General features: G+C 26.3%; 22 protein-coding genes and 1 pseudogene. 11 read left to right on the top strand and 12 right to left on the bottom strand.

Going from position 1 to position 25,673, the window contains the following annotated elements; all coding sequences use genetic code 11:
- Positions 1–131: 131 nt before the first annotated feature.
- Positions 132–2,531, bottom strand: coding sequence for a cell wall-binding repeat-containing protein (locus IC219_RS02000; protein WP_227853311.1), 2,400 nt, complete (start codon positions 2,529–2,531; stop codon positions 132–134).
- A gap of 653 nt (positions 2,532–3,184) precedes the next feature.
- Complete coding sequence (locus IC219_RS01995) at positions 3,185–4,396, bottom strand: pyridoxal-dependent decarboxylase (RefSeq protein WP_227830993.1); 1,212 nt, start codon at positions 4,394–4,396, stop codon at positions 3,185–3,187.
- A 677-nt stretch (positions 4,397–5,073) separates the two neighbouring features.
- Between IC219_RS01995 and IC219_RS01990 the strand changes: the two genes are divergently transcribed.
- Complete coding sequence (locus IC219_RS01990) at positions 5,074–5,676, top strand: flavodoxin family protein (protein WP_227483126.1); 603 nt, start codon at positions 5,074–5,076, stop codon at positions 5,674–5,676.
- 87 nt (positions 5,677–5,763) lie between these two features.
- Here IC219_RS01990 and IC219_RS01985 read toward each other — a convergent pair whose 3' ends face one another.
- The 3 genes from IC219_RS01985 to IC219_RS01975 form a co-directional block, all read right to left on the bottom strand.
- Complete coding sequence (locus tag IC219_RS01985; protein WP_227830994.1) at positions 5,764–7,509, bottom strand: cell wall-binding repeat-containing protein; 1,746 nt, start codon at positions 7,507–7,509, stop codon at positions 5,764–5,766.
- 249 nt (positions 7,510–7,758) lie between these two features.
- Positions 7,759–8,442 (bottom strand): methyltransferase family protein, encoded by a 684-nt coding sequence (locus IC219_RS01980; protein WP_227483128.1) that lies wholly within the window; start codon positions 8,440–8,442, stop codon positions 7,759–7,761.
- A gap of 251 nt (positions 8,443–8,693) precedes the next feature.
- On the bottom strand, positions 8,694–9,584 hold the full coding sequence (locus IC219_RS01975; protein WP_227830995.1) for an MBL fold metallo-hydrolase: 891 nt from the start codon (positions 9,582–9,584) through the stop codon (positions 8,694–8,696).
- 148 nt (positions 9,585–9,732) lie between these two features.
- Between IC219_RS01975 and IC219_RS01970 the strand changes: the two genes are divergently transcribed.
- The 4 genes from IC219_RS01970 to IC219_RS01955 all read left to right on the top strand — a co-directional run bounded on the left by IC219_RS01970 (position 9,733) and on the right by IC219_RS01955 (position 13,415).
- The gene (locus IC219_RS01970; protein ID WP_227483129.1) at positions 9,733–10,593 is read left to right on the top strand and encodes a YitT family protein; all 861 of its coding nucleotides are present in this window, start codon (positions 9,733–9,735) and stop codon (positions 10,591–10,593) included.
- Positions 10,594–11,103: 510 nt separating this feature from the next.
- Positions 11,104–11,670, top strand: a complete 567-nt coding sequence (locus IC219_RS01965; RefSeq protein ID WP_227435995.1) for a TerD family protein — start codon at positions 11,104–11,106, stop codon at positions 11,668–11,670.
- A 41-nt stretch (positions 11,671–11,711) separates the two neighbouring features.
- Positions 11,712–12,293 (top strand): TerD family protein, encoded by a 582-nt coding sequence (locus IC219_RS01960; RefSeq protein ID WP_227435993.1) that lies wholly within the window; start codon positions 11,712–11,714, stop codon positions 12,291–12,293.
- An 804-nt stretch (positions 12,294–13,097) separates the two neighbouring features.
- Positions 13,098–13,415 carry a hypothetical protein gene (locus tag IC219_RS01955; protein ID WP_227435991.1) on the top strand — a complete coding sequence of 106 codons (318 nt, stop codon included), beginning with the start codon at positions 13,098–13,100 and terminating at the stop codon, positions 13,413–13,415.
- A 51-nt stretch (positions 13,416–13,466) separates the two neighbouring features.
- Here the strand turns inward: IC219_RS01955 and IC219_RS01950 are convergent, their stop codons facing one another.
- The 3 genes and pseudogenes from IC219_RS01950 to IC219_RS01940 form a co-directional block, all read right to left on the bottom strand.
- Complete coding sequence (locus tag IC219_RS01950) at positions 13,467–14,033, bottom strand: hypothetical protein (RefSeq protein WP_227435989.1); 567 nt, start codon at positions 14,031–14,033, stop codon at positions 13,467–13,469.
- A gap of 430 nt (positions 14,034–14,463) precedes the next feature.
- Positions 14,464–14,775, bottom strand: a pseudogene (locus IC219_RS01945) (DUF1835 domain-containing protein); the annotation flags it as partial.
- A gap of 1,151 nt (positions 14,776–15,926) precedes the next feature.
- A complete protein-coding gene (locus tag IC219_RS01940) occupies positions 15,927–16,832 on the bottom strand; it encodes a LysR family transcriptional regulator (RefSeq protein ID WP_227830997.1) in 906 nt (301 codons plus the stop codon).
- Between the two features lie 127 nt (positions 16,833–16,959).
- Between IC219_RS01940 and IC219_RS01935 the strand changes: the two genes are divergently transcribed.
- Together IC219_RS01935 and IC219_RS01930 are read left to right on the top strand one after the other, a co-directional pair.
- Positions 16,960–18,591, top strand: coding sequence for an FAD-dependent oxidoreductase (locus IC219_RS01935; protein ID WP_227483131.1), 1,632 nt, complete (start codon positions 16,960–16,962; stop codon positions 18,589–18,591).
- Between the two features lie 2 nt (positions 18,592–18,593).
- A complete protein-coding gene (locus IC219_RS01930; RefSeq protein WP_227483132.1) occupies positions 18,594–19,541 on the top strand; it encodes a 4Fe-4S dicluster domain-containing protein in 948 nt (315 codons plus the stop codon).
- 283 nt (positions 19,542–19,824) lie between these two features.
- Here the strand turns inward: IC219_RS01930 and IC219_RS01925 are convergent, their stop codons facing one another.
- From IC219_RS01925 to IC219_RS01910, 4 genes are all read right to left on the bottom strand, one after another.
- Positions 19,825–20,088, bottom strand: a complete 264-nt coding sequence (locus IC219_RS01925) for a DUF1883 domain-containing protein (RefSeq protein WP_227435979.1) — start codon at positions 20,086–20,088, stop codon at positions 19,825–19,827.
- Positions 20,089–20,193: 105 nt separating this feature from the next.
- Entirely contained in the window at positions 20,194–20,439 is a 246-nt protein-coding gene (locus IC219_RS01920; protein ID WP_227435977.1) for a hypothetical protein, read from the bottom strand.
- Between the two features lie 437 nt (positions 20,440–20,876).
- The gene (locus IC219_RS01915; RefSeq protein ID WP_227435975.1) at positions 20,877–21,245 is read right to left on the bottom strand and encodes a C-GCAxxG-C-C family (seleno)protein; all 369 of its coding nucleotides are present in this window, start codon (positions 21,243–21,245) and stop codon (positions 20,877–20,879) included.
- 441 nt (positions 21,246–21,686) lie between these two features.
- Positions 21,687–21,857 (bottom strand): hypothetical protein, encoded by a 171-nt coding sequence (locus tag IC219_RS01910; RefSeq protein WP_227435972.1) that lies wholly within the window; start codon positions 21,855–21,857, stop codon positions 21,687–21,689.
- Between the two features lie 441 nt (positions 21,858–22,298).
- Here IC219_RS01910 and IC219_RS01905 point away from each other — a divergent pair, with 441 nt between their 5' ends.
- From IC219_RS01905 to IC219_RS01890, 4 genes are all read left to right on the top strand, one after another.
- A complete protein-coding gene (locus IC219_RS01905) occupies positions 22,299–23,255 on the top strand; it encodes an L-threonine 3-dehydrogenase (RefSeq protein WP_227483133.1) in 957 nt (318 codons plus the stop codon).
- A gap of 286 nt (positions 23,256–23,541) precedes the next feature.
- Complete coding sequence (locus IC219_RS01900) at positions 23,542–23,892, top strand: hypothetical protein (protein ID WP_227435968.1); 351 nt, start codon at positions 23,542–23,544, stop codon at positions 23,890–23,892.
- Between the two features lie 40 nt (positions 23,893–23,932).
- Complete coding sequence (locus IC219_RS01895) at positions 23,933–24,904, top strand: 3'-5' exonuclease (RefSeq protein ID WP_227435965.1); 972 nt, start codon at positions 23,933–23,935, stop codon at positions 24,902–24,904.
- 107 nt (positions 24,905–25,011) lie between these two features.
- Positions 25,012–25,671, top strand: coding sequence for a DUF421 domain-containing protein (locus IC219_RS01890; protein WP_227435963.1), 660 nt, complete (start codon positions 25,012–25,014; stop codon positions 25,669–25,671).
- Positions 25,672–25,673 lie beyond the last annotated feature (2 nt).

Below are 25,673 nucleotides of genomic sequence, written 5' to 3'. Positions count from 1 at the left end.
AAGCAAACAGGTATGTGTTCAAGCAATAGTATATGCCTATTTTGATTTGATGAATATAGAATAAAAGGTATTGAATTTATAGTAAAAACAAAACAGAAGGTAACAACTAATTATAGTTGCTACCCTCTAATCTACTTAACTATTTTTTCTATTTCCTCAAAAGCTTTCTCATTTCCATTCCCACCAATTTGAGTTATATTTTTAAATTTCTTATTCTTAATTAACTCTTTTTGACTATTATCTAATCCACTTCCAACTAAGACTACTGGAGATTCAGTTTTACCTGCAAGTACTCCTACTGATAAAGCATCTACTAAATCATCTTGTTTATTCATTCCATTCTTAGCTACATATAAGTCATTAAGTATCTCTTTGCTATAGAAATGATTTATTACTTTTGAATTAGTTTCTGTTCTATCAGAACCCGCTATTTTAGTTACAGATGGTAATGTATTACTCACTTCTTTAGTATTAAATAAAGATTCTCCACCTATTACATATGACTTTGATATGTCTTTATTAGCTATTAAGTCTTTTATATCTTTCATATCATCATTTTGATTGGTAAGAAGAATTGGCATTTCCTCTTTTGCTGATATAGCTCCCATGCTTACTGCATCAGCTAGTCCTTTTTCTCCATTAACCACTACCACTTTTGACAACTTGGAGTTTTTATCTAATTCTTTTGCAAGTTTTATTGATGTTTCGTATCTATCATTTCCAGATATCCTAATTACATTTAATCCCTTTGTCTTTAAATCAGATACTACTTTTTCACCTACAGACTTTAATCCACCTACTATATACACATTTTTTACTTCTAATCTATTTATTTCTTTTTCTGTTAACTTATTTAAGTTATTATTTTGAGTAAGTAGTATTGGTGCATCTTTTGACTTAGCAAATGGTGTTGCTGATAAAGCATCTGATATACTAGAATCATTTATTAATACTATATTATCAGCTTTTCTCCAACCTTTTTGGCTTATCTTCACAGAGGTATCATTTCTATCTGTACCTGTTATTTTTTCCTTAGATAGTATTGTATTAAAGTCCTCTTTACTTGAAGTTCCACCAGAAGAACCACTTGAGCCCGTTGATTCTTTTTTATAAGTTGCTATAAAGTCAATACTATCATTAAAAACTAATCTACTTACCTGTTCTGATGTATATACTTTTTCATCTTTGTTATTTCTCCAACCACTGAATTCATAGTTTTCTCTTTGAGGATTAGCTTGAATTTCATTCATACTTGAATTGTCTAATATCTCTTTTTCATTAATTATACTCCCATCATAATCTATATATCTAATTCTACATTTTACTAATTTATCTACTGATATATTTACGTCCATATATTGTGTGTCATCTACTGGACCATACTTATATTGCAAACTATAATTTACATTACTTGGAAAATCAGAAGCATTCTTCCATGTTAAAAAACCAGTTGATGTGTCATAATTTCGTGGATATAATTCTTTTAATTTTAAATTTTCTTTTCCTATGTCCACAACTATGTTTTCACCTATTTTTATAATACTTTTTTCTATATATTGGCTACTACACTCTAGTGAATTTAATTCTTTATTTTTACTGATATCTATTTTAGTTAAACTATTATTACCACAAAGTAAAGAACGTAAATTTATATTTGTAGACACATTTAAATCTTGTAATTTATTCTTAGCACACCCTAAGTACTCAAGATTTACAAGCCCTTTTATGTTTAATTCTCTTAGATTATTACCTGAACAGCTTAAATTTTTTAAAATAACATTATTACTTAAGTTGAGAGATTCAAGTTTATTGTTAGTACAATTTAAAGATTGTAATTTTGGATTATGGCTTAAATCTATACTTTTTAAATTGTTATTAAGAAATTGCAAACTTTTTAAATTTTTATTATTACTTAAATTTATTTCTGTTAATTCATTACTCGTAAAAAATAAACTTACCAAGTTTTTATTATTTTTAAGGTCTAAACTGGTTAATTTATTTGCATCACAATTTAATTCATTAATAAGACTATTATTTTTTAAATCTATATTTAATATCTTATTTCCACTAATGTCTATATACTTTAATTTTATATTTTCACTTAAATCTATATTTTCTAAATTGTTTGAACTACAATCAAGTTTTTCTAGACTTTTAAAATTTTCTATTCCATCTAAGTTATCTATTTTTTTTGGATTAGGAACATCTGGATTTTTATGTAAATTTAATTCTAAACAATTCTCAATTTTATTTAAATCGCTTTTATATATCTTGTAATTATCTTTTGATGCAATTTCATTTGTTGTTGGATCGTTTCTGTTTTCCAATACCATTTCTACAATATCTCTTCTAAAAGAATCATCTGGAAAACTACTTGTTATATCTAATTCATTCATATTCTTTCTATTATTATATTGAATATCACTATCAATACCTAAATCTAATGCATTTGCTACAAAACCAGCTTTACTCATTATCAATATTAGACTAGAAACTATTAATAATGATTTTACATATTTCTTAAAACTCATAATATACCCCCATATATTAATAATAGTATTATCTAAATAGTATCATATTTATAGCCTTAAATAAACATCAAGGTCACCTTAAATATAATATCTATATTGAAATAAAATAAAAGAATATTTTTGTTTATAAAAATTTAGTACAATAAATTTATTAAAAAACATATAGGATATTAAGACAAGGACATTAACCTGTATTTTTCTTTTACAAAGTTTCTGCTTTGTACATTGTTGACTATAGGTCATCATCATATATTGAAGTGAATTTTTCTCATATAGCCTTACTTGTTTCTTTGAATTTTGTTCCAAATTCCTCCCCCATAACATACATATTTTCTGTTTGATATGGTTTATAATCTTTTACAATTACTACCACATGGCTTTCCTTTAATCTTTTATAATATAATTCTATTATCTTTGCTAATAGTTTATCTTCTCCACAATAAACTATTATTGAAATAGTAACTCCTTAAAATAAATAAAGTATAAAGAGTTATTACTAATCCCTATATACCTTATACTTATAGCTTTAGTATTAAATTTTATAATTTTTAAGCAAATGATGCATACTTTAAATCAATTTTAAAAGTTATTAAATAATTAAAAAAGTCATTATAAACTTAAAATCATATTTATTATATATATTTAGATCCTAACTAATCAATCCATCCATCTTTTCTTCTATAGTATTGTTTAGGAAATTCATAGCTTGAAAACATTAATGGAGATAGAGAATATGAGTAACTACCTGCATTATTAATTGAAATCACATCTCCTATAACTGCCTTTTTTAATTTAACATTATTAGCTAACACATCTAATGATGTACAAAGATTTCCAACTATTGTTACATATTCTTCTTCTTCTGAACTACTTAATACTGAAAAATAAAATGCATGATTTGATGTATATAATGGTTCTTGCCCTTCTAATTCTACACCACAAGTTACTTTCTCAATTAAATTAGAAATAATAGGTCTCATAAATCCATTAAGACCATTTCTTACAACAAGATACTTTATCCCTCTTGATACCTTAATATCGACAATTTTAGTATAGTAATTACCTGATGTGCAAACTACAAAACGACCTGATTCAATAAAGAGTCTAGCCTTTAATGTATTTGCATTAGTAGAAACCATCTTTTCAGTTAATATTGAAAGCTTTTTAAGATTAACTGGACTTTCTTTAAGATTGTCATATACTACTCCAATACCACTACCAAAATTTATAAATTCAATATTTATATGTTCACTTTTATTTAAATTTAGTGCTATGAGAAAACATTTTTCATAATAACATCCTAACTTTTCAAAATCTAACACTTGAGATTTAATATGTATATGAATTCCAACCACAGATATATAGTTACAAAGATTTAGTATTTTAAAAACATTATCTATATCTTCTATATCAATACCAAACTTGCTTGATATAGAGCTATCATCATCCATAGTAAAAGCAGGATTTATTCTTATGCCTATTTTAATTTTTTTATTTTGTTTTTCTGATATTTTATTTATAAGTTCTATTTCTGTTATACTATCTGCAATAATTATACACTTATCTAAAACAGCTTCTAGCTCCTCTTCTAGCTTTCCTGGTGCAGAATAGTAAATATTATCTCTATCCACTCCACATTCTTTTGAAATCAATACTTCTTTCATGGATGCTGCATCTGTTCCAAACCCTTGTTTAGCAATGCTTTTTACAATTTTATTATATGGATTTGTTTTGATGGAATATAAAAAATCAAAACCTAAAATACTATTTTTTAACTCCATACACCTTTCGATTATATTAATCTCATCATATATATAACATGGTGCATGTTCTTTTATAAAACTATATTCTTGATTTAAATACATATTTTATACCTCCAAAGTTATAGATGATTTTATTAATTAAGTTCCTATACTGTTTATAATATATTTTACTATAGATTGGTATAGTTAACTATATACATATGCTTAAAGTATGTATTTCAAGTATTTTATATAGTAAACATTCAATAATAATATTTATAAGTTTTTATGCCATAAATTCATCTATCTAATAAAAAAATATAACTTAAAATTATTATATTGAATATATTTTATATCCAATCTTAATTGTTTTTGCCTAATTTTTTGAATGATTTATTTCAACTTTATTACAGATTAAAAAAGTGTATTGTTGTTAATGTATTCTCGTAGTATCCTAAATTTATATGAAACTTTAAAATTGTGAGGTTATATATGAAATTTTTAATGGTCTTTTTAGCATATTTTTTAATGTATATTTTACTGGTACGTATTGGAAAAAGAATTAATAAGATATATCCATACAAAAATCATATTTTTACATGGATGATTTTAATTTTATTAGCATTCTACATAGTTACTAATATTGCTAGTTTTCTAAAATCACTTCTTTAGGCTGTTGGTTTTAAACTACTAAATGAAATGAAACTCATTTTATAGAATATATATTTAAAAAGTTTTTATAAAATTTAAATATTACTATATCATTAAACATTATTTTAAAATAATATGGAGGTGTTAATATGAAAGTATGTATTCTTATGGGAAGCCCTAAGAAAAATGGTAATACTGCTTCTATTTTAGAACCATTTATAGAAGAACTAGAAAACTATAATGCAAATCTTGAAATGTTATGGTTGTATGATTATCAAATAGAACCTTGTATTGCCTGTAAAAAATGTCAAGAAAATTTATCTTCTTTTGGATGTTGTCGTCAAGATGATGTTCATAAAATTTTCAAAAAGGTTCTTATGTGTGATTTAATTATTCTTGCAACTCCAATTTATTCTTGGTATTGCACTTCTCCAATGAAAGCATTACTCGATAGATTGGTATATGGTATGAATAAATACTATGGTGATGAAAAAGGACCAGCACTATGGTCAGGAAAATCAGTAGCACTTATTACAACTTGTGGATATAGACCTGAAAAAGGAGCTGATATCTGGGAAGATGGTATAAAGCGTTATTGCAAACATTCACAGTTAAAATATATAGGAATGCTTGTTGAACGTGATTTAGGTAAGCCTAATTTTATGGATACAGAAAAAGAAGAACATTCTCGTCAATTTGCAAAACAAATTTATGATATTTTAGAGAATTCATTTAAAGCAGATAACTGTTAAGTACATAATGCTACATGGAAAGTATTGGTAATATAAATAGAGCTTATAATAATTTTAAAATTATATAAGCTCTATTTTTATATGTTTTTATTCTCCAATTGATATATTATTTATGCCACTGTTTTTAACTTCGACAATTGGTTGTCCATTTCCTAAGATATAATCTTTAGACCAACCTTCTGGTAATTTATTCAGACCATTTCCAATCAACTTCAAGTGTAAATTTGATGGTTCTTTTTTCAAGTTTAATTTGAATATGCCATCAAAGGTATCTTTGCTGTCCTTTCCAAACAAACTTATATTGCCACTTATATTTGTAGCTGTTACATTTACAATTCCATTGTTTCCTCTAAACTTTATCTCAGATGATATAGTTTCGGCTGTTACACCTGAAATCCCACTATTAGTATTTATATTAAAAGGATATGTTACACTTTTGTCGATAACTTTCGCAATTCCATCATTGACATCAACTGTAGCTCCCCCCTTAATATTATAAAGTTCTACTGAGCCTCGTTCAACATCTACTTTAAAATTAGAATACACTTTATCTGGAATTCCAATCTTTATTACATTTACTCTCTTATCTTTATTTGCATTTATCATATTATCGCCATTCATATCTTGCAAGGGACCATCTTTCTTCTCTATTGTTTTCTTAGCACTTACAACCAACTTTCCATTTTTTCCATTATTAGAAGCAGTCTCTTTATTCACAGAAAAAGTACAATTTTTTTCATTAGTTACACTTACATAATCAAACTCAAATTTATCAGTATTCGTCTTTTCAACAACTACACCTAAATTATCAGTTTCTATATATACTTCAGAAACTTCATTTCCTTCAATTGAAGTTAAGTGTTTTACAATATTTGGAGTTATATTCATACTATTATATTCCACCATATCTAAACATTGTTTATATATATTGGCATCAATTCCTCCAACTTTTGTTATACTTTTAGCTCCTTTTAAAATACTTTTATTACTTCCATCAGCAACTAAAACAATTGGCTTTTCTTTTGCTAGAGGAGATAGTGTTAATGAATCTACTAATTGATATCCTCTTGTTATGTAAAAGTCAGTTGATTCATTATAAAACTTTTCTATTACTTTTTTATTGGTTTCAAATCTATCATTTCCACCAACTCTAGTTGCATTAGTCTCCCTTACCAAATCCTCATTTATTGCAGATTTGCCACCTATAGCATAAATATTTAATCCTTCAATCTTAAATGGAATTGATTTACCATCTGTAAGTATTATGGCTCCTTTGTTTTTTGCAGCTACAGGTGCTATGCTCATAGCATCAGCCTCTCCTACAAACCCATTTGTCAACATGACATCTTTTACCTTACTAACTTCATTTATTTTTTTTGCTACATTGTAACTAGTTTCAATTCTATTATTTCCACTTATCCTTTCTACTTCAATACCTTTTCTTTTTATATCTTTTTCCACGGAACTTTCAATAGTATTATAACCACCAATTATGTACACTTTTTTTACAACGTTCAAATTCTTGTTATCTAGTCTATTTGAAGTGGCTTTTGGTATTTCATCCTTTTTAGTCAAAAGTATTGGCGCGTTAATAGCCCCAGCTAGTCCACTTGATGAAAGTCCATCAGATAAATTTTTATCTCCATTAACCAATATTACAGTGTCATAAGTCTGCCTATCTGCTATAAGCCCTGCTGTTTCATATCTATCAGTTCCTATTATAGAATCTTCTTTGATTTGTGCACTTGCAGTTAAACTATTAAAAAGAATTAGAGTCAAAGCCAAAGTTGATATACCTATTTTTTTACTGAATTTTTTGAACTTTTTATTCATAATTCCTAATATTTCCCCCTTATTATAATTAATTATTTTTTTAATTTTTATAAATTTACCTCTTTACTTACAAATTATAGCATAATTTTATAATTAAATATCTATTCACCTAAAATTATTTAATATAAAAAAGCTGTATTTCTATTTATTAATTACTTGACTATTAATTAATAAATAGAAATACAGCTTAAAATGTTCGACTTTTTACCAAAGTTATTTAATCCGATTAATAAACTAAAAATTTGCACTCTACCAAATATAAGGTATAATACGATATTTTGTTTTTTGACAATATTCTTTATACCCATCAAGTTCAGCACTAAGCAACTTTTCTTCATCTAATATACGAAACACAACTATTATGCATAAAGGAATTACAGCAATCATTCCCCACCATGAATTCAGTGCTAGAGGTGTAAAAAGTATAATTAATATAGCACCTAGATACATAGGGTGTCGCACAACTGAATATGGTCCATCAGTAATTACTTTTTGATTACTCATAACAACTATAACTTTTGATGTAAAAGAATTGTAGCGAAAAACAAAGAATACAATTATAAATCCAATTAAAATAAGTACATCTGATATTATTGTCAAAATAATTGGAATACTAGACCAAGCAAAGCGGTTGTCTAGAGCTGGTACTCCTAGCAATCCAAATAAGAAAAGAAATCCAGCGATACTTTGACCAAGTATTTGTTGTGGACGTGTTTCCTTTGATTTGATGCGACGTTCAAGTAATACTGGGTCATTAATCATCAGGTAAATTGTAATTATACAAGTTGGAATACAAAAGGCAGTCAGAAATATCCATCCTTGCCAAAAATCAATTGTACCAGTTAAACCAAAAATTAAGCATGCTAAAACTAATATAAAAGCAATAACAGATACACTTGCTAAAATGTATAAAGATTTTATTTTTTCTTGCATTTAAAACCTCCAGCACAGCTTTTTTCTATAAAAGCAATAAACTATATGTAAGATAAATTAAGATAAATATAGAAAACAATTATAAGTTAATAAAAAATTAAGTTTCTTAGACTTTTAAATATATTATAAAATTATTTGCTACCATTGTTTGTTATTGTGGCAATTTGGTAGCAAATTTTATTTCTATCCCATTTTTTAGAATATACTTATATTAAAATATTTTTATTGCATAGTTTGATATTTTTCAATATTTATACAGCTTTTATCATCATCTTGCCACCATCAAATACATACTCAACCATATTATGTTCATATAAATATGTTATATAAGAACGTATTGTACTACCAACTAGAACGTATTGATTAGCATCTAATTTAATATTGTACACATCACACATTTTTTCAATGACTTCATCAATCATAATTGGTTCACAGCAAACCTTTTTAATATTAGATATTATTTCTTCCATCTTGTCTTTATTTACATCAATTAAATCTTGTATACTTGTAGTCTTGACAGAGTGACTTGGAACAAAAAAATCTGCATTAAGAGTTTTCATTTTTTCTAACGTTTTAAATTGTGAATCTATATCTAACAAAAAGAAGAAATGATATTTACTAATTATATTTTCTGGTGTAAGACTGTCTGCAACAAACAAAACATTATCTGGAGTTCTAACACCAATCATTTCAAAATAATGACCAGGAAGAGAAATCGCTTCAAGTTCTGTATCTAAAATTTTTCCATTTGAAGGTATAATATAATCAACTTCACTCTCTTTTGCTAATAAAAATTTATTTTTTAGTGCTTTACTTGGATACCCTCCATACAAAAATGCCGATTCTAATATTGGATTTTCTGTAAAGTATCCTTCTATTTTAGTTGTAGCAATCTTACATTTTGTTTGATTTTTCAAATATGCATTCCCTCCTATATGGTCTGCATTTGAATGAGTGTTTATTATTAATTTAGGATTTAAATTATGCTCCTCTAATAGTCTAAGAATTTGTCTAGCAGTATCTTTGTTATTTCCACTGTCAATTAAAATTGCATTATTTCCATCTACATATACACCTACTATTGTAGGAAGTGGAATATAATATGTATTTCCTTTTATCTTCTCTAAAGTCAGTTTAGCCATTTTATAACCTCCCTTTAAATTTATTTTTAATTATAGCATTAATTTTCAGAAAATTCCAATCAAATTATTTTTATAATATGTTTTTATTTTTTTTATTAAAAATTGGAAAAACTATATAATATATATTATAATCTATATATAAGGAGTGATGTTATTGAAAAAAGATAGAATAACTTTTTCAGAAATTTTAATATTAATTGTAGGCTGTATATTAATGGCAATTTCTCTTAACATGTTTTTTAATCCACATGCAATTGCTGCTGGTGGTATAACAGGTCTTGGAGTTGTTTTAAATTCATTATTTGGTGTACAACTTTGGATTGTCAATTTACTTTTAAATATACCTCTATTCATATTTGCTTACAGAATACTTTCAAAGAAAGATTGTTTTAAAACAGTCTTAGGAATAATTTTTCTTACTATAGCACTTAAAGTTACTGCAAATATGACTACACTAGATATTACAAATGATATGTATCTTGCAATTATATCTGGTTCTATTTTAATGGGAGTTGGTCAAGGCCTTATTTTTAGAATAAATGGCTCTACAGGTGGAACCGATTTGATGGCACTCCTATTGAATAAATATTTCCCTACACTTAGTATTCCTGTTTTGATGGGTATTGTTGACTGTGTTGTAGTAGTACTATCGGGAATAGTAAATAAGCAAGTTGAGATTGCACTTTATTCAACTGTGGCACTATACATTTTAGTAAAGATTAGTGACTTACTTATTGAAGGATTTAATTATTCAAAATCATTTACTATTATATCTGACCTGTCAAAAGATATAAGTAGAAGAATAATGGAAGATTTAGATAGAGGCGCAACTATTCTAAAAGGTGAAGGTGCTTATACTGGAGAAAATAAAAATGTGCTTTTAGTTGTAGTTGAAAAAAAAGAAGTTGTCGAACTAAAAAAATTAGTGAAAAGTGTCGACCCTAATGCGTTTATAATAATTACAGATATACATGAAGCTTTAGGAAATGGATTTAAAAAAATAGAATAATCACAAAAACAAACAGCAAGCATAAATTTCAAATATAAAAAACTTATATTTTTATATTTGAAAATTGTGCTTGCTGTTTTTCATACAATAAACAGTCAAAAAATACACTACTTAGATTTATTTTAAGATTTATCTCATTATTCTAAGTTCACATTATTTATTAGTTTAATATCTATAATTACATTATAATTATCTCCCAACTTTGTATAAATTCCTATGCATATAATCTTATCTGCAAACTAGAAGTTTTTATAATTATTATTCTCCATTATATCATTTATTGATTTTTTTAACAATTAAAGCAAATATAAACTTAAACACCTATGTAATTACTAACTATAAAGTGTTTTAAAATTACACAAGACCTATATTTATAGATTATAAGATATTTATATAAAAATGATTCATAAATATAGCCAAATTGCTCTAAATATGTATATAATAAAAATAATATGATGATTATATTTAACACTGTCAATAAAACTAAAAATATTAAAAGGAGAACTTAAAATGAGTGTTAATTTACAAAAAGGACAAAGAGTAAGTTTAGTAAAAGATGCTAATCCTGTAAAAAATTTAATTGTAGGATTAGGATGGGATATGAACAAATTAGGTAAAAAAAACTATGATTTAGATGCATTTGCAATAGCATTAACTAGTGAAGATAAAATGAAATCATCAAAAGATTTAGTTTATTTTGGACACCTTAAACATCCTTCTAAATCTATCATACATACTGGTGATAACTTAACTGGAAGAGGTGAAGGAGACGATGAACAAATAAATGTCAATTTATGTGATATACCTGAATATGTACATAAAATAGTTTTTGGAGTTTCTATATACAGAGCTAAAAAAAGAAATCAAGATTTTGGCCAGATGAATAATTCTTTTATAAGGCTAGTTGATTCAAATTCTAGACAAGAATTATTTAAATATAACCTTCAAGAAGACTTTTCTGGTAAAGTAACCGTTTTGGCTGGCGAAATTTATCGTAGAAATAACGAATGGAAATTTAATGCCCTAGGAATTGGTCAAAATGAAGAGCTTCATGAATTAACTGATATATATCGTTAATACTAACTATAACAAAAAAATTATAAAAGGAGTTGTTTTAAATGGGTATAACTTTAGCAAAAGGACAAAAAGTAAGTTTAACAAAAACTAACCCAGGTCTTAAGAAAGTAATGGTAGGATTAGGATGGGATACTAATAAATATGATGGTGGTTTTGATTTTGATTTAGATGCTTCTGCATTTTTAACTGGAGCTGATGGTAAGGTAACAAATGATGGGGATTTCATATTCTACAATAATTTAAAACATGCTTCTGGAGCAGTTGAATACATGGGAGATAATAGAACAGGAGTTGGAGATGGTGATGATGAGCAAATAAGCGTTGACTTATCTAAAATACCACAAAACATTGCAAAGATATCATTCACTGTTACTATAAATGAAGCTGTTACAAGAAGACAAAACTTTGGACAAGTTGAAAATTCATATATAAGAATTTATAATGAAGAAACTAGTGAAGAGCTTATCAAATATGAGTTAGGTGAAGATTTTAGTATAGAAACAGCAATAGTGGTTGCAGAGTTATATAAACATAATGAAGAATGGAAATTCAATGCCTTAGGTTCTGGTTTTGAAGATGGGCTTGCAGGATTATGTGGAAATTTTGGTGTTAATATAGGTTAATAAGTAGTTTAAAATAAAAAGGTAGCTACTATTTTAAGTGCTACCTTTCAATCTACTCCTCTTATTCTTGCTGACTTTTTATTCATTCTTCTAATGCTTCCATTTTATCGCCCTTAAATTATTCTTTCTCCTATAGTTTTGAAAGATAATAATAAATATATATCTTATTTCCTGAATATTATATGCTTCTCAATATAATGCATTGTAGTTAGAAACTCACTGAACCATACTTTAATACAAGCCAACTATCCCTATTGTAATTGTTATAGTGGTCTATTGTATTGGTTTGTTTCCATATTGCCTACCTTTCATATATTGGAAAATATAAATAATCTACTGTGTGCATTGTTCGGCTAAGCCAAACAAATACAACTCAATTTTCTCTCATTCTAATACCACCATAAAATATCTTATGTTTTAGGATGATAATTTTCATTCATTTTATTACAATTTATACTATAGTTTTATGTGCTTTGTTAATATTTGTAATATTTTAGACACTCTTTATACTTATGTTACTGATATACTTTGATTAAGAAAAGTAAATATAATATGAGTTGGTGATTATTTATGAAAGATATTTTAAAGAATTCTTTCCGTACTATACTAGGGTTTTGTATTGGTGCGTTAATATGTATATCTTATGAATTTATTTCTAAAAAAGAAATAAGCTTTTATACAATTAGACTATTTATTTTTTTACTTGCTGGAGTGCTTATAGGTACTCTAATACGTATAATATTTTTATATTTAAGACAAAACAGAAAGCATTAATAGAGTATATTATAAAGGAGATAATGATATATGGATTTTTGGAACAATACACTTTTAAGTATAGGAGTAATATTCTCAATAGGAACTACAATAAGATACTTAATTAAAGGTAAAGCTAATTATTGCAAGAAAAAATATTTAGATAAGTTAGAATTGAAATATGGAAATATAGACAGAGAAAAAGCTATTAAACTAGAACTATTTTTTAACTATTTAATAAGTTTAGAATACATAATAATGGGTTTATTAATAAAAAAATTTGATACTGCAATAATATCAGTGATATTAGTATCTATTATAACACTAGTATCTTATTATTTAGTTAGGAAGAAATATATAACTCTATAAGAACCACTAAGATTAATTAAATTAAAAAAAGAACTCCTGTTATTGAGTTCTTTAATACGCCTTTATTGGTATCCTAAATTCTTTTGTTTCCATGTTATCAGCTGATAATACTACTTCTATATAAGCTTCTTTTTTAAGCATAATACAATTTTTAAAATTAAATTGTTCTATTCTAAAATTTATTCCTTTATGAATTGTAGTATTATCTTTTGGGTGCCATCTAAGTTCTTTATTTATCTGTTCAAAATTGTTATTTTCTCCAATATCTACTTCCATATTAATAAATTTCAAACTTAATATGGGGCTTTTTGCAACAATAGTACTTTTATTTTCTATTACAAAATCAACTAAGTTATTACTATGAATTTCAGCATAAATATTAGCTTTATCATCTAACTTATTTGAATCAAGTCTAATATATCCATTACCATTCTCATAATAATCACCCGCCATATTATTCTCATTATTTCTTCTATATTTTAATATCAATTTGGCTTGTTTATTAGATTCCATAAAAGCCATAATTGATATAATTAAGGCTGCTATTGCTGCAAATGATGCAATTACAGAAATTATATTTACATAATTACCAAGAAATTCATTAAACTGATTGAGCATATCTTTTTCTCCTTAAAAACATTACTTTATCTTATTATAGTTGTATAATATTTTTTACATTTACTTTTAATTTATTACACAAACTTCTTATATAAAAAAAGACCATCTATCAAGATGATTCTCTAGACTAAGTATCTATGTTTTTGTTTATACTCTGTAACAGCATCATTTCATGCCTCTTGCTCTCTTATTCCCTTTTCTCTAGCAATTCTCTGTGCTATCTTTCTAACTAATTCAGCATTTTTTAATATTCCTATACTAACCACTTCCTTATCTCTATTTTATATTATACCATACAATAAGGAATAAAGCTAATTCCTATTAAGTTTTGTTGCTCGTTTCATAAGTTCAAAAACTTAATCTCCCTAACATCTTCTTTTAATTTATTATATAAAAAAGACCATCTATCAAGATGACCTTTTGACTTAATCTATTTTTTACCTTTACACCACTTCTTATTGGTATCATCTTTTATGTAAGTTCTAAATATTTCACAACAACCTAAACATAAATCAGAACATTTCTTTGAGACTTTAGAGAAAAATCTTGGATTATTTGCATACCATATTATTATATCTCTATGTTTTACTAATTTTCTATCTTCTAGTAAATTTAGGTTAAATAATAATTTAGGATTATTTTCTCTTAATTCCTGATTATTTACATCTGAAATATTACCTATTGATAAATCATCTTCAAATGATACAATTTTATTATGTGGTATTAACTTTAACTTCATTGCTTCTTTTAATAAATAACAGCATCCTCACACCCTGCCTAGTCAGTTCAATAAGCTAGAGTAATCTCTTAATTCTAGCCTAGTATATATTTAGTTTTGATAGTAAAATTCTTCATTTCCACAATATTATTATCTTACATAATCATCAATAAAAAATCTCAGGATAGTTTCTAAATAGTCTCATTTTCAAGCTTTTCATGAAAAAATGGGTAATTCAAATTCCTTTATTTTGAGATATAACATATTAATAATCTTACTATTGATAACTGAATTATTTAATAATCTTATTTTTTCTACTTCTATAGTTCATAGCATTTTAATTTCTTTACTTAAATTTTCATCCATAATCCATATCTCCTTTTCCTTTTGAATAATTTATTTCAATTTATTTACAGTTCTGCAAAATTGATTGCTATTATTAACAACTCATATTACTCTAGAGTTATACTAATTTATGAGGTAATTATTTATGGACTATTATCCTATGTTAAAGTATTTAATAACTTTTTTAATTGCGATTTTTGTTTTCATTCTGATAAATTTCATTTGTCAAAAGATAGAAAAAAGTTTCAAATTAAATGGATTTAAAAAGTTTCTTTTTTATTTATTTACATATTTCATTGCTTATTCAATTATTAGGTATTTAGATTATTTTTTTACAATTTATAGTTAATATTAGGAGAATAAATTTATGACTGTCTTTTCTTATTTGCAAGAATCAAACACATTTATCATTCTGTCTATAATTTTAGGAATACTTATGACAATCAATGATAATAAAAAACAACTATTAAAATTTAAAATACTGAATTATTGTTTTTTTATATGTATGAGTATCTCTTATATTTTTTCTTTTTTAGTCTTTTTTAAAGACTTTAGTTCAAACATATTAGAAATTATTGCTCATATTTTGTCTATAATACTATTAATCGCTTGTAATAGAGTTTCGACTAAAAATACTTTAAATACTAGTCTTTACACTTTACTAGCATTTTGGTTTAGCCCTCTTATGCAGTTATTTATTTAGTTGCTGCAAATAAATAATAGTAAAACAATAAATATGACATAATAACCACTCAACTTCTAAATTCAAAACTTTGTAGTTATGAATATACTTTAGATATGAAAAAGAAGGTAACAACTATACTTAGTTGCTACCTACTAATCTTTTTTCTCATTTCTTTTTTCCCAAACTCTACTGAAATATCAAAAAATGATGCTATATTCTCAGTAAAAAACTTATTTTTATGATATGCAATATCAAATGTCCTGCATAAGTCAATGCCTTCAATATCACAAGACCATAAAAGATTTTTCTTTACGTAATCTTCAACAAGAAGTTCAGATATAACAGCAATACCAAAATTATCTGTAACTGCTCTTAGAATAGCTTCAGAGTTATAACATGACCATCTAATATTCATTGGTATTTTTAATTCTTTCAATTGATTTTCTAATTGCGCTCTTGTTCCACTTCCCAGTTCACGCATAATTAATGGCTGGTTTGAAAGTTCTGAAACTTTTACTGAATCTCGATTGTAAAATTTATGCTTATTGGAACATACAAGTACAAGGTGGTCCTTAATAATGCTTTTTATCACAATATCTGGATGATTAATCTTTCCTTCTACAATTGCAATATCTAATTCACTATTAAGTAATTTTTTTACAATTAGACTTGTATCTTCAACAAACACTTCAGGTTCCACTAAAGGGTTTCTTTTATATAACTCTAATATTATTGGGCTTATCACACAAGTACCAACAGTTACTGTTGCTCCAACTCTTATTCTAATATTTTTAGCACAATGTTTCATACAATCAATCATCTCTTCATTTATAGATAAAAGATGCTTTCCATATCCTAGAAGCTTTTTTCCTGCTTCAGTTAGGTATAGTTTTTTTGAAATTCTATCAAATAATTTAACTCCATACTCTCTTTCTATTTCCGAAATAGCTTGACTAACTGACGACTGTGTAATATACATATTTCTTGCAACTTCACTCATTTTGCCACATTCAGCAACCCTTACAAATATCTCAAGGCTACGAATAGTCATATTATCACGACCTTACCAAATATTAGTAAATACTTATGATTTTATTAACATTTTAGTATTTTACAAATACATTGTCAAGAACTATAATTTTAGCATAGAGTTATAAAAAGGATTGGAGTGTGATATTGTGAAAGTATTAATTATAGGTGGAGTTGCTGCTGGAACAAAAACTGCTGCAAAAATAAAACGTGAAATGGGTGACAATTGTTCTGTTACAATCCTCAATAAAGGCGAACATATTTCTTATGCAGGCTGTGGCTTACCATATTATGTTGGTAAGGTTATTGAAGATAAATCATCTCTAATTGTAAATACACCTGAGAGCTTTTCTAAACTAACAGGAGCAGAAGTTCGATGTGGAGTTGAAGTTACATCTATTGATAGAAAATCAAAACAAGTAGTTTTGAAAAGAATTTCAACAGGAGAAGAAGAAACTATTAGTTATGATAAACTTGTAATTGCCACAGGAGCAGACCCAATAAAACCACCAATACCTGGAATCGATTTATCTGGAGTATTCTTCATGCGTACTCCAAATGATGCAATAGCATTAAGAGATACTGTCGAAAATGGAGTCAAGAGAGCTGTTGTCATTGGTGGAGGCTTTATTGGTCTTGAAATTGCTGAAAATCTTTCTGCTATGGGTATACGTGTAAGTGTTATTGACATGGCCGAACATGTTATGCCTGGATTTGATACCGATTTCGCTGAATATGTTGAAAATCACCTAGCTGATAAAGGTATTATGATTTTCACAGGCGACCAAGTTATAGGAATTGAAGGTGAAAATAAAGTAGAAAAACTTCGTACCAAAAATAGAGTTATTAAAACAGATTTAGTGGTTATGTCAGTTGGAATTCATCCTAATACAGCCTTTTTAAATGATACAGATTTAGAATTTGCTCCAAACAAAACACTTATAGCTGATGAATTTATGCTTACAGCTGATGAAAATATATATGTAGTTGGAGATTGTGCTTGTGTAAAAAATGCTTTGACAAATAAACCTACATGGTCACCTATGGGTTCATCTGCAAATCATGAAGGTAGAATTTGTGCTCAAAATATAGCTGGAAAATCTAAAACTTATAAAGGAGTTCTTGGAACAACTGTAGTCAAATTGCCAGAACTTAATGTAGGAAAAACAGGTTTAAGTAAAGAGTCAGCTAAAAAAGAAGGTTATGATGTTTGTTCTGTTACTATAGCTACTGATGATAAGGCTCACTATTATCCTGATGCATCTAATTTTATAATAAGAATGGTTGCTGAAAAACATACTAGAAAGTTATTAGGTGTTCAAGTTATGGGCCCTGGTGCAACTGATAAGATAGTAGATATAGCTGCCACTGCAATAACTTTGGGAGCAGACCTTTATTCATTAGAAAGTATGGACCTTGCATATGCACCACCTTTCTCAACAGCTATTCATCCTTTTGTAGTGGCAGTAAACGTGTTACAAAATAAACTTGATGGAGAACTCGATAGTGTTTTACTTGATGAAATTGAAGATTTTGATAGCTGGACTAAACTTGATGTTTCAAAAGCCCCTTCTATTCCTAACCTACGTTATTTACCTGTTGGTGAAATTAATGGAGAAATTGAAGGTCTTTCTAAAGATGAAAAGATTCTTCTTCTATGTGCAAAAGGTAAAAACAGCTACATGGCTCAAAATCGTTTAAGACGATTTGGTTATACAAATACAAAAGTCCTTGAAGGTGGAATACTATTTTATCCAAATCTTAAAGCAATGGAGGATTAATTATGAATAAGATTACAACAGAACAAAAAAAGGAATTAAAAGGTAGAGGCTTTTTACCAAGTAGAGATGGAGAACATTTTGCTGCACGTATAATAACTGTAAATGGAGTAATCAATACCTCACAAACGAAAAAGATTGCTGAGGCTGCTGAAAAATTTGGAAATGGTCAAGTAGCATTTACTACTAGATTAACAGTAGAATTACCTGGTGTAAAATTTGAAGATATTGAAGCTTTAAGTGAATTCATTGCCAGTGAAAATTTAATCACAGGTGGAACAGGTTCAAGAGTTCGTCCTGTTGTAGCATGTAAGGGAACTGTTTGTGTTCATGGATTGATTGATACACAAGCACTAGCTGCTGAAATTCATCAAGAATTTTATAAAGGATGGTACGATGTAAAGTTACCTCATAAATTTAAAATCGGTGTTGGTGGATGCCCTAATAATTGTATTAAACCTGACTTAAATGACCTTGGAATTGTTGGTCAACGTGTACCTGATTATGACCCTGAAATATGTGTTGGATGCAAAAAATGTTCTGTTATGGAAGTCTGTCCTGTCAAAGCCGCTAAATTAACAAATAAAGGAAAGCTTGAAATAGATAATAATTTGTGCAATAACTGTGGTAAATGTATAGAAAGTTGTAATTTTGATAGTATTGAAGAAAAAGAATCTGGCTACAAAATATACATAGGAGGAAAATGGGGCAAATCTGTTCGCCCTGGAACACAAATTGATAAACTATTTTCAAAAGAAGAACTTATGACTTTAATTGAAAAAACTCTTCTTTTATTTAGAGAACAAGGTAAAACAGGTGAACGCTTTGGAATTACGATTGATCGAATTGGTGTTGATAAATTTATAGAAATGCTTTTATCAGATTCTGTATTGGAAAGAAAGCAAGCTATACTTGATGCTCCTTTACATCTTAAAGGTGGAGCTCAGTGTTAATAAGAGTATTTTTAATTTAAATTTTAAGAGTATATTTAGCGTATATAAATAATCTATATAAAAATAATATAGTAATTATATGCCAGATAGATATAGACACAAAGGATTTATAAAGATAAATTTTTAATGCATCTTTATAAATCCTTTCTTTATCAAAACTGTATACTTATTTTATTCTAATTATATATCAACACTCTTTTTAATATTTATTAAGATAATTTTATATATAAACCATGATACAATAAAAAGACCTAGATATTAATCCAAGCCTTTTAGTATTAAATTAATTTTGAATTGTATTAATTGAAAAGTTTACTATACCACTATTTCCATTTTCATTTACAACCAAATACCAAGTTCCTGTATTAGGAACTTTCATTCTACATAGAGTTTTCTTAGCAAATCCACCATAATAATCATAGTTTCTTTGATTTTTAAATTTAACATAATTTATATGATCTAATAATATCACATTAGCTTGTTTCTCCAAGTTTACTTCTACAATATCCCCTTTTTGCAGATGCATCTTACTATAACTATATTCCATTTAATTAACCCTCCACAATTGAATAACTTTTCTTATTTATTACATATTAGTCCTCTATATCTGAAAATTTATTTAAAATATCATAAATACTATATAATTACATGATTAACCAGCTCTAACCTTATCTACTACAACCCAAAGTCTATTTAAAATATTATTAGCAACAACTTTTCCATCCCATGTTACTTTTTCATCCTTATTTTCTAACAAAGCATAATACCCAGAGTCAGAACTTTCATCTTTATAGATTGTAACATAAAATTCTTCATCACTATATTCAGGTCTATCTTTAAAGTCTTCAGATATTTTACATTTTATTATATATCCTTCTAATTCTTCCTCTATAAACAAATTAATTCCTCCAATCTCTATATTTTTACTAATTATACCATATTATGTCATAATCTATGTATTTTATAGGAAATTTCTATTTTTTCTTTATTTTATAAGAGTATTATATAATTTTATACTTTTATACTTTATATTATATTCATTAATTCTTTTATTTTCTTATATATTTTTTTATAATTAATATATTTTTTTATAATTAATATATTTTTTTATTAGTTTCTACAATCTTATAGACATAATTATATCTACTCTCTTTATGTTAAATAATTTATTTTTATTTAGCATAGTATATTTTTTCTTGTCAATTAATATTTTCTATATTAAATTATATTGGCTAAAATATAATCAAATTGATTTAAAAATTATATTAAAAGAAAATAATATTTATCTAATAAAAAATAGCACTCCCCTAAATGGGAAATGCTCATTTTTCAAGATTATTTTTGATCTTCTAGTATATCATTTAAGGCATCATATGTGAAATTTATTATTTCACCACAGCTTACTTTATTTTTTTTCAATGAAGCACATATTTCTGTACTGTATTTAGCCCTTACTTTATTCATTAATTCTCTTGAATACTTTCTTGCCATATTTTCATCTAAGTTATTATTTCGTCCATTTAAATATCCTATTATAACAACTGCTGCATTTACAGCTCCACAGACACTCCCTACAGTAATTCCAACTCCCATACCACTTCCTATTGAAATTGGTATGTCTGTCTCATGTTCTTCATTATAAGATTTTATTAATGCTTCTGCACAAGTGTATCCTTGGCTATGATATATTGATGGTCTTGTCATTTTTATACTTCCTTTCAATTTTTATTTTAGTTTACGTGTTCTCATAGTGTCTAAATAAAATATTATTAACCTTTTTATATAATATTTATTATGACTATAAACTTAGAATTGTATTTACTTCAAAAAATTCATAATTTTATTCATTTGATTGTCTAATACTTCAAATATTACAAAACAATGTTTAACAAAAAACTACAATAAGTTACAACTAAACTAAAAACAACATTTATACTCAGTTCAATACTTATGATACTTTTTTATTTGTAGAAACATCTTTGTTATATCTTAATATTATATCCTAAATTTACTTTGATTTCTGTGACTTAGTCACATACTCTATATTTATACCTCATTAAGATTTAATTTAATAAGAAATACGCTTATAAAAACATATAATTTTTATTCTCAGATTTTATGGGAAGGATATATCAAAGTTATTCTTTAAACTAAATACCTATACTTTTGTTTATATACACTAACAGCATCATTCCATGCTTCTTGTTCCTTTATACCCTTTTCCTTAGCTATTTTTTGTGCTAATTTTCTTATTAATGTAGCACATTCCAGTATTCCAATATTAGATATTTTATCTCTATCAACTCTATATAACATATAAATTTATCTCCTTTAAACTTTTATACAAATTAATTTAATTTTTAATCTTACTTAATACTTATCTTTGTAGTAATTTTAAACTTTATATATGTGATATATGTGAAGTACATTAGAATAAATTTAGAATTTAAACAAAAGTAATCTTATAAATATTACTTTTTAAACTTAATCCACTGTCCACTTTGACTCTCTTTGTACTTTACCTATCTTTAAAAACAATTTCATAAATAATATATATAAACGTTACTATTACTATGTCTTACCTATATGCTATATACTTAATTTTGATATTTATTACATTAAACTCTGAAACATTTATTATAATTTATTAAATTAAGTAATGCATTAAGTAGTTTAATTCTTTGTATTTAAACAAAAGATTTGCTAAAATAAAAATAAGCAATAATACACAAATTAAACTCTAAGGAGGTTAGCAAATTGAAAAAAATACTTATAACAGGTGCATTAGGACAAATAGGCTCAGAATTAACACTCAAGCTAAGAAATGAATATGGAGAACAAAATGTAATTGCTAGCTCAAGAAGAACAAAAGAAGGAAATCCTGTATGTGAATCTGGTATATTTGAAATATTAGACGTCACAGATAAAAATCGATTCTTTGAAATCGCAAAAAAATATGATGTGGATACTATAATTCATCTAGCTTCTCTGCTTTCAGCAGTTGCAGAAAGTAAACCTTTAGAAGCTTGGAATTTAAATATGGATGGATTGATAAATGGTCTTGAAATAGCTAGAGAATTGAATTGTAAGTTTTTTACACCTAGTTCAATAGCTGCATTTGGTGAAAATTCTCCAAAAAACATGACTCCTCAAGATACACTACAAAGACCTAATACTATGTATGGTGTAACTAAAGTATCTGGTGAATTACTATGTGATTATTATCATTCAAAATTTGGAGTGGATACTAGAGGAGTTAGATTTCCTGGTCTTATTTCTTACGTTACTCCTCCTGGTGGTGGAACTACAGACTATGCAGTTGACATATATTATGAAGCATTAAAAAATAAAAAATATAAGTCTTACATAGCAGAAGGTACAAAAATGGATATGATGTACATGCCTGATGCTCTTCAATCTATAGTAGATTTAATAGAAACTCCAGCTGAAAAACTTATTCATAGAAATGCTTTTAATATCACTGCTATGAGTTTTGCTCCTGAAGAAATAGCTGATTCTATAAAAAAATACATACCCGATTTTACAATAGAGTATGATGTAGACCCTGTAAGACAAAGTATAGCTGATTCTTGGCCTAATTCATTAGATAGTAGCAGTGCTGTAAATGAATGGAGTTTTAAAGCTAATTATGATTTAGATAAAATGACTAAGGATATGCTAGAAAAATTATCAGAAAAAGGAATTGGCAAATAACAAATTAAGAATTTAGTACCAAAAAATTCAGAGAATAAAACATCTTATATTTATGATTCTATTTTATAATCTTCACTTTTACATAGCTTTTATTCTCTGAAAGACTAACAGTTTTTATTTTTAACATACAACAAACTATTCTTTATAAGCATATTAGTAGTTTTCTAATATGGATTAATCATATAAAAATAAACAGAAAGGAAAAAGCTACTATTGCAAGTATAATAAAAAAACTTAATCAAATTTTACTATACTTTGCATATTATAATACAAGTAGTAGGTGTTAATGTTGCTAAATTTAAGAGAAATTAGAGAAGAAATAATTAAAGAATATATAGGCAATAATTTAATCTCTGAACTTACAGAAGAATTAAAGAACATTCTTATAACTGATTTAAAATCTAACCCATTTAAAAGTAATATTGAACTCAGTATAATACCCGCGAATATAGAAATATTTAAAAAGATAGAAACTAAATTGTTAGAAGCTAAGGTTAATCTAAAAATAGGTTGGGAAAGAATACTTATAAATTCTATCTTAAAAGATTCCTTTGATTTAAATTACGAAATAAATAAAAGTTGTAATGAGCCTTTGATGTTCAGAATCATTATATCAATTGATTCTTATGACGCTTAATCTCATTAAATAAATATCTATGAGGATGTGCTTTTAATTTATGAAATACAAGTTATTTATAGACTTTGAATTTAATATATTAGATGATAATAAATACAAGCTAGAATATAGTGGAGCTGAATTGATTTCAATAGGTTGTGTTTTGGTAGATAATGACTTTAATATAGTTGATGATTATTATTCTTTAGTTAAACCAAAATACAATGAAATACTTTCATTTAAGTGTAAAAAACTCACTAAATTAAACCAGTTAGAAATTAATAATGCTCCTAATCTTTTATATGTTATGGATGATTTTTTCAAATGGTTTAAAAAATTTAGCGATGTTACAATATATAATTGGGGTGATTTTGATATTGCTGGTCTTCTAAATTCCTTTAGAGTATATAAATATGCGGGTACCTGCTTAGAGTTATTCAATATGATGATTGATATTCAACCTTTTATATCTCAGCATATTACATATAAAAATAGAGTCTTATCTAAGCAACTATCTTTACTAAATATGAAAAAGATTTTTTCTGTAGAGGGAGAAATTAAACATAATTCACTTTCAGATGCTCTGGATTTAATGAATGTATGTAAATGCTTTTACCTTAACTATCCTAAAGATACTAATACACTTGAAGAATTATACAATAAACTGCCTCCTATTAAAAATCCTTTATATTATATTCCCTATTTTGAGGATGAAAATTTTGAACTTAAATTTGATAAGACTCCAGAAGATATAATAATGTATCTTAAACAAATATTCAATATATTAAATATAAGTAAAAAAGACATTTATTTTAAAAAAAGAAGTGTATTAGTAAATAATTCTAAAATTATCAACTTCAAAAACTTATCTTCTTCTTTTAAATTAATAAAGCTCAATGAATTTGAAGAATATCCTGATTTTGTATTGAAATTAGGTGATAAAAAGAATTTTGTTGAATCTGTAGTTAAGATAAATAAAAGTAATAGAAAATCCATAAAAAATTTAATATTGAGATTATCAAGAGTACCTTAAATGATTGAATTCAATTGTTTAAGGTATTTTTTATAATCTGAATTATTTTTTTTATATAGGATATACTAACTTAGTATAAATATTTTTTAAAGGAGTAATTGATAGATATGACAGTGGTATTAATAAGAAGTATTATATTATACATAACAGTGTTGATTGCACTTAGAGTCATGGGAAAAGGTGAAATCGCTGAAATGAACTGTTTTGACTTGGTCATAACACTTTTAATTGCAGAAGTTGCATCCGTCCCAATGGAAAATAATAATATACCAATTATAAATGGTGTTGCAGCAATAACTGGCCTTGTAATTATGCAGACTCTAATTTCATTTTTATCCTTAAAAAGCAGAAAATTAAGTTCATTTTTATCAGGTAAACCTTCTGTCTTAATTGACAAAGGAAAGATTGTATATAATGAACTTAAAAAAGAAAGAGTTAGTATAGATGAGTTGTTAGAACAATTGAGAATTCAAGGTTACTTCAACATAAAAGATGTACAATATGCTATTTTAGAGACTGATGGTAATTTAAGTGTGGTTCCAGCATCAAGTTATAATAGTACTCCTCCAAGAGCTTTTAACCATTTACCAATTCCACTTATTTTGGATGGTAAAATAATAAATAAAAATCTTGATATGGCTGAAAAAGATACTAACTGGTTAATGGGTATCTTAAAGTCTAACCACATAGAAACTTTTAAAGATGTTCTTATTTGTGTTTTAGATGAAAATGACAAAATATTTATTCAAAATAAGAAGGGTGATTAATA

The sequence above is a fragment of the Clostridioides sp. ES-W-0018-02 genome (genome assembly GCF_020658175.1).
Classification (GTDB): domain Bacteria; phylum Bacillota; class Clostridia; order Peptostreptococcales; family Peptostreptococcaceae; genus Clostridioides.
The sequence above is the reverse complement of the archived record's forward strand: the minus strand, read 5'-3'. Positions and strand labels throughout refer to the sequence as shown.

What these genes read in the sequence shown, in the direction of transcription:
- IC219_RS02000 (WP_227853311.1), bottom strand. Translation starts at nt 2,531, where the DNA reads ATGAGTTTTAAGAAATATGTAAAATCATTATTAATAGTTTCTAGTCTA.
- IC219_RS01995 (WP_227830993.1), bottom strand. Translation starts at nt 4,396, where the DNA reads ATGTATTTAAATCAAGAATATAGTTTTATAAAAGAACATGCACCATGT.
- IC219_RS01990 (WP_227483126.1), top strand. Translation starts at nt 5,074, where the DNA reads ATGAAAGTATGTATTCTTATGGGAAGCCCTAAGAAAAATGGTAATACT.
- IC219_RS01985 (WP_227830994.1), bottom strand. Translation starts at nt 7,509, where the DNA reads ATGAATAAAAAGTTCAAAAAATTCAGTAAAAAAATAGGTATATCAACT.
- IC219_RS01980 (WP_227483128.1), bottom strand. Translation starts at nt 8,442, where the DNA reads ATGCAAGAAAAAATAAAATCTTTATACATTTTAGCAAGTGTATCTGTT.
- IC219_RS01975 (WP_227830995.1), bottom strand. Translation starts at nt 9,584, where the DNA reads ATGGCTAAACTGACTTTAGAGAAGATAAAAGGAAATACATATTATATT.
- IC219_RS01970 (WP_227483129.1), top strand. Translation starts at nt 9,733, where the DNA reads ATGTTATTGAAAAAAGATAGAATAACTTTTTCAGAAATTTTAATATTA.
- IC219_RS01965 (WP_227435995.1), top strand. Translation starts at nt 11,104, where the DNA reads ATGAGTGTTAATTTACAAAAAGGACAAAGAGTAAGTTTAGTAAAAGAT.
- IC219_RS01960 (WP_227435993.1), top strand. Translation starts at nt 11,712, where the DNA reads ATGGGTATAACTTTAGCAAAAGGACAAAAAGTAAGTTTAACAAAAACT.
- IC219_RS01955 (WP_227435991.1), top strand. Translation starts at nt 13,098, where the DNA reads ATGGATTTTTGGAACAATACACTTTTAAGTATAGGAGTAATATTCTCA.
- IC219_RS01950 (WP_227435989.1), bottom strand. Translation starts at nt 14,033, where the DNA reads ATGCTCAATCAGTTTAATGAATTTCTTGGTAATTATGTAAATATAATT.
- IC219_RS01940 (WP_227830997.1), bottom strand. Translation starts at nt 16,832, where the DNA reads ATGACTATTCGTAGCCTTGAGATATTTGTAAGGGTTGCTGAATGTGGC.
- IC219_RS01930 (WP_227483132.1), top strand. Translation starts at nt 18,594, where the DNA reads ATGAATAAGATTACAACAGAACAAAAAAAGGAATTAAAAGGTAGAGGC.
- IC219_RS01925 (WP_227435979.1), bottom strand. Translation starts at nt 20,088, where the DNA reads ATGGAATATAGTTATAGTAAGATGCATCTGCAAAAAGGGGATATTGTA.
- IC219_RS01915 (WP_227435975.1), bottom strand. Translation starts at nt 21,245, where the DNA reads ATGACAAGACCATCAATATATCATAGCCAAGGATACACTTGTGCAGAA.
- IC219_RS01910 (WP_227435972.1), bottom strand. Translation starts at nt 21,857, where the DNA reads ATGTTATATAGAGTTGATAGAGATAAAATATCTAATATTGGAATACTG.
- IC219_RS01900 (WP_227435968.1), top strand. Translation starts at nt 23,542, where the DNA reads ATGTTGCTAAATTTAAGAGAAATTAGAGAAGAAATAATTAAAGAATAT.
- IC219_RS01895 (WP_227435965.1), top strand. Translation starts at nt 23,933, where the DNA reads ATGAAATACAAGTTATTTATAGACTTTGAATTTAATATATTAGATGAT.
- IC219_RS01890 (WP_227435963.1), top strand. Translation starts at nt 25,012, where the DNA reads ATGACAGTGGTATTAATAAGAAGTATTATATTATACATAACAGTGTTG.